Consider the following 11,447-nt stretch of genomic DNA (forward strand, 5'->3'; position numbering starts at 1 on the left):
TTTTTATTTTTTACTTTCACGCGATTTTCGCGATTATGATTCGTTTTCTAAACAGCTTTGTTATTGTATCACAAAAAACACAGCTTGTCTAGACTAATTTTGTCTTTTTCATCAACTGGATAAATTCTCCATTATCCTTTGTTCTGGAGAACATGTTGAGGATATTATCCACAGCGTCTTCGGCGCGCATACCATTGAGTGCACGGCGCATCGTATCGACTGCTTCCTGCTCTGCCGGTGTAAGTAAGAGATCTTCTCTTCGTGTACCAGATTTTGGAATATCTACAGCCGGGAACATTCTCTTTTCAGACAGCTTGCGGTCAAGAACAAGTTCCATGTTACCGGTTCCTTTAAATTCCTCATAAATGACGTCATCCATCTTGCTTCCGGTATCTACAAGCGCGGTTGCCAGGATTGTAAGGCTTCCTCCGCCACGCATATTTCTCGCTGCTCCGAAGAAGCGCTTCGGCATATGCAGTGCAGCCGGATCGATACCACCGGAAAGTGTTCTTCCTGACGGTGGTACAGTTAAGTTATATGCTCTTGTCAGTCTTGTGATACTGTCAAGCAGAATCATAACGTCCTTTTTATGTTCTACCAGTCTCTTGGCACGCTCGATCACCATCTCTGACACACGCTTATGGTGCTCCGGTAACTCATCGAAAGTAGAGTAAATAACTTCTACATTGTCGCCTTCAATCGTTTCTTTGATATCTGTAACTTCCTCCGGACGCTCATCTATCAAAAGGATCAGAAGGTGTACTTCCGGATTGTTCTTTCTGACAGAAAGTGCAATCTGCTTAAGCAGAGTTGTCTTACCTGCTTTCGGAGGTGATACGATCATACCGCGCTGTCCTTTACCGATTGGGGAAAGCAGATCCACAATACGCATCGCTGTGCTTGTCTGTCCGCTCTCCAGACGCATTCTCTCATCCGGGAAAATCGGTGTCATATCTTCAAAGTTCTTCCGGTGGATCGCTTTCATCGGATCCATATCATTGATCTTTGACAGGTAAAGAAGTGCACTGAACTTCTCCTGCTGTGTCTTGATTCTTGTATGCCCCTCCAGAATATCTCCTGTCTTCAGATTAAACTTACGGATCTGTGACGGAGATACATATACATCATGATCACCCGGCAGATAATTATCACTTCGGATAAATCCATATCCATCCGGCATAACTTCCAGAATTCCATTTGCGACAACACCGCTGTCCAGTTTGTCAATATCATGCAGTTCTCTGTCGCCAGTGTTTGCCGACATCTCTTTTACATTCTCCTGGGATGCCTTTTTTTCTTTTTCATCTTCCTTCAGCATTAATTCAATCAACTCTGCTTTTTTCATTGTTGAAATGCCTTTCAGGCCACGCGCTTTTGCAAGCTCTTTAAGCGTAGCTAATGGAAGAGATTCATATTTTTCTCTCATCATATGCTTTATTCATCCTTTCACATCTGTTGTGGGAATCTTTGTCTGAGTTGACTTTCCTGAAATATTCATTCATTATACTACACTTTTTTTAATTTTTAAAGGGGTTACCAAATTATTTTTCACTGCTATTTTCTTGATTTGCCCCATTAAGGATGATATGATAATAAATAGTGAATAAGGCAGGTAACAAGATGACAATACATTGGAATGAAAAAAGATATTATTCTCTGGATTATTATCTGAAAGAGAACTACGGGGAAAAATTATATAAGCTCTCTTTAAATGGCGGTATGACCTGTCCGAACCGGGACGGCACACTGGACACAAGAGGCTGTATTTTCTGTAGCCGGGGCGGTTCCGGTGATTTTGCTGCTGACTCCGCAGTTTCTGTTACAGAGCAGATTGAGCAGGCAAAAGCACTTGTAGCATCCAAACAGACAGGTTCTTCATATATTGCTTATTTTCAGGCATTTACGAACACTTATGCACCTGTATCCAGACTACGTGAACTCTTCACGGAAGCGATCCATCATCCAGATATCCGGATTCTTTCCATTGCAACAAGACCTGACTGTTTAAGCGAAGAAATTCTGGATCTTCTCAGTGAACTGAACCAGATCAAACCAGTCTGGATTGAACTCGGACTTCAGACGATCCACCCGAAGACCGCAGCTTTTATCCGCAGAGGCTATGATCTTCCGGTTTTCGAACATGCCGTTCAGCATTTGCGCGCCCGCAATATTTCTGTAATCGTACATACGATCCTTGCTCTTCCGGGCGAGACGCCGGAGATGATGCTGGATACGATCCACTATCTGAACCGTTTTGATATCCAGGGTATCAAATTACAGCTTCTTCACATTCTGAAAGGAACGGATCTTGCCGATATCTATGAAGCTCATCCTTTTTATGTTCCTTCCATGGAAGAATATTTTGCACTTCTCGGCATGTGTATCTGCCACTTAAGACCTGATATTGTGATCCACCGGCTTACCGGTGACGGTCCGAAACCTTTGCTCGTCGCACCTTGCTGGAGCGCGAACAAAAGATATGTCCTGAACCAGATGCAATCTTATTTCAAGGCACACGACATCTGGCAGGGAAAGGAGTATTCATAATGGCTGAATCATTTAAACTGTATAAACTGATCATTTTATATATGTTAAATAAAGTGGATTTTCCGCTTACAAATTCACAGATTTCCGAATTTATCCTAGATCAGGGATACACAACTTACTTCAAGTTACAGCAGGCTCTCTCTGAACTTCTCTCTTCCGGTTTTATCCGCGAAGAAGCAACACACAGCCGTACTTTCTATCATCTGACCGAAGACGGCGAATCTACAATCCAGTATTTTGAAAATGATATATCGCCTGCAATCCAGAGCGACATCGATACATTTTTACAGAAAAAACACTACGAATTGAAGAACGAAGTAGCTGTAAAAGCCGACTATTACCAGCTCAGCACGGGGGAGTATTCTGTCCGCTGCCAGGTTTTTGAAAAAGGTCTTCCTCTGATCGACTTAACCATAACTGCCCCTACAGAAGCAGAAGCAGAGACAATCTCCAACAACTGGGCAAAAAAAAACCAGGAAGTGTATGCTATGGTTATGGCGCATCTACTTTAAGAATTCACTCATCACATAGTTGCTGATATCGATTCCACGCCGGGTTAAATATACCCGGCTGTTTTTTTCTTCCAGAAGCCCTTCTTCCTTTAGTGTACGGATCGTATCTCCGTACACTTCATCCAGTTCTTTTCCATAACATTCTGAAAATTCTTTTCTTCCTACGCCCTTCATCATCCGGAGTCCTAAAAACATCGTCTCTTCCATCTGTTCCTGCACAGACAGTATTTCTTTTTCGTCCGCTTTCATATGCATACGGTCTGGTTCATAAGTAAAGCGACAGTTATTAATAAGTGACGCTGCTCCCGTACCAATCCCCAGATACTCTGTCCGATACCAGTAACCAATGTTATGTCTGCATGCTTTTCCCGGCTTCGCATAGTTGGAAATCTCATAATGTTCATATCCGTATTCTTTCAGAATTTCCTCTGTCCGCCAATACATCCGACGTTCGGTATCTTCATCCGGAAGCCGCTCTTCTGCCGGTATCCGTCTGCCTCTTTCCAGTTCGTCTTCCTGATTTCCATATCTCTCATAAAACGGTGTTTCCTCTTCAATGATCAGACTGTATGCCGAAATGTGTTCCGGTGAAAGTTCTGCGACCGTACGAAGCGTCCGCTCCCAATCTGAAAGATTCTGTCCCGGAATTGCTGACATCAGATCAATGTTAATATTTGTAAATCCAACCTCTTTTGCCAGCCTGTAAGTATGCAAAAATTCCTCATATGTATGGATCCTGCCAAGCATCCGGAGTTCTCTGTCATCTGCCGACTGCAAACCAATACTCAAGCGGTTGATCCCGCATTTCTGATATGCACGGAGTTTCTTTTCATCTACTGTTCCGGGATTCAGTTCGGTTGTAATCTCTGCGTCTTCTGCGATTGTAAATGTTCTGTTAATTGCTGTAAATATGCTCTCCGTCTGTTCTGCTTCCAGCGTGGACGGTGTCCCACCGCCAAGGAAAATGCTGACAACACGATAAGCCTTCGCCAGATCTGTATAGGAACAGATTTCCCGGCAAAGGCTCTCTACATATATTTCCTGTTCAGCTCTGGTAGCAGGACCTGACAAGAAATCACAATATTTACATTTTCTTACACAAAAAGGAATATGAATATATAATTCTAATGCTTTCATTTATTTATCATCCAGCTTCAGTACGCTCATAAATGCCTTCTGTGGAATCTCGACATTGCCCACCTGGCGCATACGCTTCTTTCCTTCTTTTTGTTTCTCCAACAACTTTCTCTTACGGCTGATATCACCACCGTAACATTTTGCAAGAACATCTTTACGCATTGCTCTTACAGTCTCTCTTGCAATAACCTTGCTTCCGATCGCTGCCTGGATCGGAATCTCAAAAAGCTGTCTTGGAATCTCTTCTTTTAATTTTTCACACATCTTACGTCCACGTTCATACGCAGTATCTGCATGCACAATAAAAGACAGCGCATCCACTTCTTCCTTGTTGATCAGAATATCCAGCTTCACAAGATCCGATCTTACATAGCCGTCCAGCTCATAATCAAAGGACGCATATCCTCTGGAGCGGGATTTGAGTGCATCGAAGAAATCATAAATGATCTCATTGAGTGGCAGATGATAGCGTAGCACGGCACGCGTCTCTTCAATGTATTCCATGCCTTCATATACGCCTCGTCTCTCCTGGCAAAGATCCATGATCGCTCCGATAAATTCAGATGTCACCATGATCTCTGCTTTTACCATCGGCTCTTCCATATATTCGATTTCAGACGGATCCGGCAGATTGGACGGATTGGTAAGTTCGATCACATCGCCGTTCGTCTTGTATACTTTGTAAATAACACCCGGTGCTGTTGTTACAAGATCTAAATTGTATTCTCTCTCCAGACGTTCCTGAATGATCTCCAGATGCAAAAGTCCGAGGAAACCACAGCGGAAACCAAATCCCAGTGCAATAGATGTCTCCGGCTCAAACTGCAGAGACGCATCATTTAACTGTAATTTTTCCAGCGCATCCCGAAGATCCGGATACTTTGCTCCATCTGCAGGATACAATCCGCAGTACACCATCGGGTTGACTTTTTTATAACCCGGAAGCGGCTCGGCACAAGGATTCTGTGCATTCGTCACTGTATCTCCGACACGGGTATCTCTTACATTCTTAAGGCTTGCTGTAATATAACCAACCATTCCGGCACTTAATTCTTCACACGGAATAAACTGTCCTGCACCAAAATATCCGACTTCCACAACTTCTGCTTTTGCTCCGGTTGCCATCATCAGGATCGGTGTGCCCTTTTTTACAGTTCCTTCTTTGATTCTGCAAAATACGATGACTCCTTTATAGGAATCATACAGCGAATCAAAGATCAATGCCTGAAGCGGTGCTTTCGGATCTCCAACCGGCGCCGGTATCTTCTCAACAATCTGCTCCAACACCTGTTCTACATTAAGTCCTGTCTTTGCGGAAATCTGCGGTGCATCTTCCGCTTCAATTCCGATCACATCTTCAATTTCTTCAATCACACGCTGTGGATCTGCACTTGGAAGGTCGATCTTATTAATAACCGGCATAACATCCAGATCGTGATCCAGTGCCAGATATACGTTGGCAAGCGTCTGTGCCTCCACACCCTGTGCTGCATCCACGACAAGAATCGCTCCGTCGCATGCTGCAAGGCTCCGGGATACTTCATAGTTAAAATCGACATGTCCCGGTGTGTCGATCAGGTTAAAGATATATTCTTCTCCGTCTTTCGCTTTATATACAATGCGGACAGTCTGCGCTTTGATCGTAATTCCACGCTCCCGTTCCAGCTCCATATTGTCCAGCACCTGTGACTGCATCTCACGGCTGGTCAAAAGACCTGTCATCTCAATGATACGGTCTGCCAGTGTTGATTTACCGTGATCGATATGGGCTATAATACAAAAATTTCTGATTTTACTCTGATCCATTGACAATTCTATCGTTCCCCTTAGTTTGAATTTTCTCTGTTATTACCTATCTGAATATATCATACAGAACTGTATTTTACAATGAAAAGTTCCACACTCATCACATCGCTTAAGCGTCCTGTTTTCACCAGTTGTTCCGTATCTGCGGCGTCTTCCATAATGCTGCGCAGCTCTTCTAAGCCGAAGCTTCTGCACCTGCTCATATATTTTCCTGCTACAAATGGATGAATGCCCACCGTCTTTGCTATCTGTGACTTATCCATTCCTTTTATGCATAATGCTTTTACTTCCATCAGCTGCTTAAACTGTCTGGAAAGCAGGTATAAAATCCGCATCGGAGGCTCTTTTAATGCAAGCAGGTCGTAATACAAATCCATCGCTTTTTTCTGATGTTTTGCAGCAACTGCTTCTACCATTTCAAAAATCTTATTGGAAATCTGCGCAGTGCAGATTTCATCAATGGCAGCCGGTGTAATCTCCTTTTCATCCAATGTATACGCAAACAACTTTTCCAGTTCTTTTTGCAGATTCTCCATATCTGTTCCGGTCTTTTCTACAAGATACTGTGCTGTGGAAGTCTTGATAAGCTTTCCTTCCCGCTTTACCTGCGCTCCGATCCAGTACAGAAGTGTCTTCTCGTCCTGTCTTCCAAGTTCCACGACACGGCCTTTATCCTTGACAGCCTTATAAAGCCTGTTCCGCTTATCCACTTCATTTTCCACGAAAATAAAGCATGCGGTATCCGGCATCGTTTTGATGTAATCGGCAAGCTCCGGCGCCGCATTTTTGAAAAAGCCTGAATTTTCCACAACGATCAGACGCCGTTCTGCAAAAAATGGCATTGTCTCTGCAAGATCAATAAGCTCTCCCGGATTGATTCCTTTTCCTTCGTAATAAGCATAATTGACGGTATCTCCATCCGGCAGGATTGCCTTTGTCATCCGGTCTTTGTACTGCTTTTTTAAATAGGCTTCCTCTCCATAGAGCAAGTATACCGGTTTCCACTGTCCGTTCTTAATGTCTTCGTTTAAACTTTTCATACACGTACCATTTCCCGGCTGATCTCACTTAAGTTGTGTGCTCCGCACATGGTCATCGTATCGGCAAGCTCTGTGGTCAGTTTCTCTGTATAAGTTGCAACGCCTTCGGCGCCGCCGCCGTAGACAGCTGTCACATATGGGCGTCCGATCAACACGGCATCTGCTCCAAGCGCCAGTGCTTTAAAAATATCCACGCCACTTCTTAAGCCCCCGTCAACAAAGATCTTCATATCTTTTCCAACTGCCTGCACAATCTCTTCCAGTACTTCCGCTGTCGCCGGACACTGATCCAACACACGTCCGCCATGATTCGATACAACAATCGCAGAAGCTCCGGCTTCTTTTGCCTTCAAAGCTCCTTTTACCGTCATGATCCCTTTAAGGATAAATGGTACACCTGCAACTTTTACAATCTCTGCCAGTTCTTCTGTCGTCTTGCTTCCTGCAGGCGGAGTCAGATTTTTCAGGAACGGAAGTCCTGCCGCATCTATATCCATCGCCACTGCAAAAGAACCGGATGCTTTGATCAGTTCCAGTTTTTCCTGTAATGTATTGACATCCCATGGTTTAACCGTTGGAATCCCTTTTCCGTCTTTTGCACGGATTGCTTCCGTAGCACCCTGCATAACCGCAGCATTCACACCGTCTCCGGTAAATGCCGCGATTCCTGCATCCGCACATGCCGGTACAAGAATGTTATTGTATTCCAGATCATCGTATTTATCGCCGTAATGCAATTTCATTGCCCCGATCGGCGCTGCAAAGATTGGTGCTTTATAGGTCCGTCCGAATATTTCAAAAGAAGTATCTGCTTTTCCATTTTCACAAATCGTATCCATATTCACACAGATATCCTGCCACTTCTCATAATTGCGGATTGCAACCGTTCCGGTTCCTTTAGCTCCCGGTCCCGGCATCTGGCTTGTGCATGCCTTCCCATTACAGACCGGACATGCTTTGCAGTATGGTCCCATGCAGGTTCTCGCATTTTCCAATATTTCCTGATAATTCATTGTATCTTCCTTCTTTCTGTCTTTTATGTCAGTTTTCCTCTAATCTTTTGATTATACATCGTTATGTTTAATAATAACAAGCTCCAAGTGTCTGCGTCAACCACGCTTTTCTTCCATTCACACGGATTGTCACCGCTCCGCTGCTGGCTGTGCCGTACAGCCGGCTCCCATATTTTTCAAGTCTCTTAAGCGTCTCTTTGTGCGGATGTCCATAGCGGTTATTTCTTCCGGAAGAAACAAGCGTATATTTCGGATATACCGATTCAAGAAACGTCTCTTTCGTTGAATTTTTCGAGCCGTGATGCGCCGCTTTCAGAAAATCCCACTGTACATTCTGATAGTGCTCCTTTAATTCTTGTGTCAGCGTTTCTTCTCCGGCGCCTTCCACATCTCCCGTAAAGAGAAAACGTCTCTTCTGATATTCCATCGCCAGTACCATGGACGCTTCATTGCCAGGCTCCATTTTCTGACCGGTGTCTGGCCCAAGACAAACGATCCGGAAGATCTCTTTTCCACTTTTTTCCAGTAGTTGTTTTTCTTTCTCTATAATACAGATCTTTGCACCGCATCCCTGCCCGGTTTCTGCCAGGCGGAAAAGCTTCTCATCCCACACAGACTGCGGCGGGAAAATAAGTCTCACAATCCTGACACCCATTTTTCTGCGTTTTAACATTTCTTCAATCGCTCCAATATGATCTTCATCTCCATGTGTCACAAAAACAGCATCCAGCTTATGGATTCCCTGTGATTTTAAATAAGGTTCAATTCTGTATTTTCCAGCATTTTTCACATCACTACTGCCACCATCAATCAGATATGCTCTCCTGTCCGGTGTCCGTATAAAAATGCAATCTCCCTGCCCTACATCCAGCATGGTCACCTGTACTCCGGAAAATAAATTCTGGGGAATTGTAAGAACTGCTGTCGCGGTTACGATACCGGTTCCCAATACTGCTGCCCACCTGCTTTTCCTGTCACTTTTTCTCTCTGCCCTGCCTGCCTTTTTTCTGCCAACTCTTATTACATTTCCCCTCAATTTTTTCTGTCTGTCAGGATTTTTCCTACAGCCTTTTACCACAGTTTTCCCTATTTTATCTTCTTTCATATCATCTGTTTTCTTTCTTTTTTTTATCCACAGTAACACACCCCCTACAATCAGATAATACAACATACACTGCCACAGATCAGGCTTCCCGGTTGTTACTCTTGCCCCTGGAAACATAAGCGCAAGATCACAGCTTTTTTCGTAGATTGCCAGAATCCATCCGCAGCCTTTTAGCAACAGCACTGATTCCTGCCAGAAAACAAGCCACAGAAAACTAGCCAATACTGCCATCATCAACAAAATCGTCAAAAGTGGAATAACAAGCAGATTTAACGCAAGACTTAACAGAGATATTTCAAAATAAGCCATCAGAAGAATCGGGAGCAGAAGTATCTGCGTACTAAGTCCCGCCCATACATTCTGAAATGGCAATTCCACAAAAACAGGAAGGATAAGAAGCATTGCCAGCACCGCTCCAAAAGACATCCAGAAACCTGCGTCCTTAAGATAAAGCGGCTGTCCGATAAGCACACATGCTGCTGCCACCGCAAGTGCTGTCGGGCTGTCGTATTTTCTTCCTGCCGCATCGGCTCCCACGCGGAATAAAAACATGATAAATGCACGCATGACCGACACGCTTTTGCCTACGAGAAGCACGTACAGTGAAAGTGCCAGAATCCCGCCTGCGCAACCAAGTGGATAGGAACCGCTCTTTTTTCGCAGGAACTGATAGAATCCTGTTCCGAGAAATGACAGATGCAATCCTGAGATTGCAAGGATATGGGCGATCCCATTGACCTGATACAGCTCTTTGATTTCCGGATCCATGGCACTTCTGTCACCGAGAAGCATTGCCGTCAGCACACCACCTTTTTCTTTGCCAAGCTGGCGGATCAGCATTTCTTTCCAGTGTTCCCGCAAGCGCCAGATCCGTTCCCGCCACTGTTCCTGCTTGCCCCGGTTCTTCAGAACTTTGTCTATCCATACGGATGCATGGATCTTCTGTCTCCTGTAATAGGCTCTCTGATCGAAATTTCCCGGATTTCTCGCCCTGTCAAAATAGCGCAGTTTTCCTGTCACCTTCACTTTATTTCCACAGAAGATCTCATTTTCTGTTTGTTTTTTACTGTTTGTTTTTCTGTATAAAATAATTTTGGATTCTCTGAGCGAACGCCCATGAATATGTATCGATACATTTGTAAGATAATAAGTCTGCCGGTTTTCTGTAAATTCTTTTTTCCAGACGGTTCCGGATACCAAAACTTCTTCTCTGTCCTCTACACAGGTTTCCAGATCCGAAGGAGAGAAAAAGTCTTCTGCCTTCTCTCCTCCAAACCATACGATTCCCGCGATCAGAACTATCCACAGCAGACACACGGAACATAATGGTCTGTTTCTCACTGTTCTTCCTCCACGATCGCCGGATCTGCCGAAAATGGTTTATTTAAGTTTATGCTTCCCTGATATTGTACATTTGCCTTTCCTCCGATCAGGATCTGTACTTTTCCTGCCGCTCCATTTGCTGTAATGGAATTGACAATTGCATAAATGCTGAGCCTTGGATCGATCTTATATTTTGTATTCTGACATTCTTCATCAAGATTTACATAACAGATACCATCCTTCGTGGACACACTTAAGATTTCCGTATCCTGTGAGATTACCGGATACTCCGAAGCATCCTCCGGACCTTTCACCAATTGTTCCACGATCACTTTCTCCAAAGCTGTGTTGCTGTCATACCGTACTTTCACAGACTCTTCTTTCAGTTTGTCTCCTTTGGCATTGGCATAGTATAAAAGCAGATCCGCACTTTGATAAGAGTGAAGAGACGAACCGGTATTCTGTACAAAATCTGCCGCACATAAATATCCTTCCGGCTTGCCATGTTCGTCCTTTACCGGTTTGTTTTCCTGATAAAAACGCACATATCCCACACCGTCAATCTGTGTCAGTGTCTGTACAACCGCTGCCTCCAGCAGTAATCTGGAAGTTGTATTCATTTTCCCAAATGCATCATTCAGATGCAGATCCATCTTCCCAGCTGTCACACTCCAGCTTTTTACCGCTGTATGGTTCTGGAAAGCGCTCTTATACTCAATCGTATCCGGTTCTTTTTTTAATGATTTCAGAGCATACCGTATCCGGGAGTTCCTGGAATCGCCCGTAATCTTATATGCTTCTTTTACCAGATCTGTTCCTTCCGCATTGATATAATAAAGTGCCGTCTCGCCCTCTTTTGGTTCTCTGTGACGTCCGCATCCGGTAACTCCGTTAATCAACATTAAAAGTGCAAGGCACACATATAAAATCCGGCGTATTTTTATTTTCATAATTTCATCCCTTC

At 44.0% G+C, this 11,447-nt stretch carries 9 protein-coding genes; 2 read left to right on the forward strand and 7 right to left on the reverse strand.

Features of this window, described 5'->3' with window-relative positions:
- Nucleotides 1–88 precede the first annotated feature (88 nt).
- Complete coding sequence (gene rho, locus DWY31_RS02540) at nucleotides 89–1,426, reverse strand: transcription termination factor Rho (RefSeq protein ID WP_199537814.1); 1,338 nt, start codon at nucleotides 1,424–1,426, stop codon at nucleotides 89–91.
- A 194-nt stretch (nucleotides 1,427–1,620) separates the two neighbouring features.
- Here rho and DWY31_RS02545 point away from each other — a divergent pair, with 194 nt between their 5' ends.
- Both DWY31_RS02545 and DWY31_RS02550 read left to right on the forward strand, forming a co-directional pair.
- Nucleotides 1,621–2,547 (forward strand): TIGR01212 family radical SAM protein, encoded by a 927-nt coding sequence (locus tag DWY31_RS02545; protein ID WP_118519448.1) that lies wholly within the window; start codon nucleotides 1,621–1,623, stop codon nucleotides 2,545–2,547.
- A complete protein-coding gene (locus DWY31_RS02550; RefSeq protein ID WP_118519449.1) occupies nucleotides 2,547–3,059 on the forward strand; it encodes a DUF4364 family protein in 513 nt (170 codons plus the stop codon). Before DWY31_RS02545 ends, DWY31_RS02550 begins: the two co-directional genes overlap by 1 nt.
- Here the strand turns inward: DWY31_RS02550 and hemW are convergent.
- The 6 genes from hemW to DWY31_RS02580 form a co-directional block, all read right to left on the reverse strand.
- Nucleotides 3,051–4,196 carry a radical SAM family heme chaperone HemW gene (gene hemW / locus DWY31_RS02555; protein ID WP_118519450.1) on the reverse strand — a complete coding sequence of 382 codons (1,146 nt, stop codon included), beginning with the start codon at nucleotides 4,194–4,196 and terminating at the stop codon, nucleotides 3,051–3,053. The genes DWY31_RS02550 and hemW overlap by 9 nt on opposite strands.
- On the reverse strand, nucleotides 4,197–6,002 hold the full coding sequence (lepA, locus tag DWY31_RS02560) for a translation elongation factor 4 (RefSeq protein ID WP_021860813.1): 1,806 nt from the start codon (nucleotides 6,000–6,002) through the stop codon (nucleotides 4,197–4,199).
- A gap of 59 nt (nucleotides 6,003–6,061) precedes the next feature.
- Nucleotides 6,062–7,042 (reverse strand): DNA polymerase III subunit delta, encoded by a 981-nt coding sequence (holA, locus tag DWY31_RS02565; RefSeq protein ID WP_118519451.1) that lies wholly within the window; start codon nucleotides 7,040–7,042, stop codon nucleotides 6,062–6,064.
- Complete coding sequence (locus tag DWY31_RS02570; protein ID WP_118519452.1) at nucleotides 7,039–8,055, reverse strand: alpha-hydroxy-acid oxidizing protein; 1,017 nt, start codon at nucleotides 8,053–8,055, stop codon at nucleotides 7,039–7,041. Before DWY31_RS02570 ends, holA begins: the two co-directional genes overlap by 4 nt.
- Before the next feature lie 67 nt (nucleotides 8,056–8,122).
- On the reverse strand, nucleotides 8,123–10,501 hold the full coding sequence (locus tag DWY31_RS02575; protein WP_118519453.1) for a ComEC/Rec2 family competence protein: 2,379 nt from the start codon (nucleotides 10,499–10,501) through the stop codon (nucleotides 8,123–8,125).
- A complete protein-coding gene (locus tag DWY31_RS02580) occupies nucleotides 10,498–11,433 on the reverse strand; it encodes a GerMN domain-containing protein (RefSeq protein WP_118519454.1) in 936 nt (311 codons plus the stop codon). Before DWY31_RS02580 ends, DWY31_RS02575 begins: the two co-directional genes overlap by 4 nt.
- Between the last annotated feature and the right edge of the window lie 14 nt (nucleotides 11,434–11,447).

This window comes from Dorea sp. AF24-7LB, from assembly GCF_003478575.1.
Lineage (GTDB): Bacteria > Bacillota > Clostridia > Lachnospirales > Lachnospiraceae > Dorea_D > Dorea_D hominis.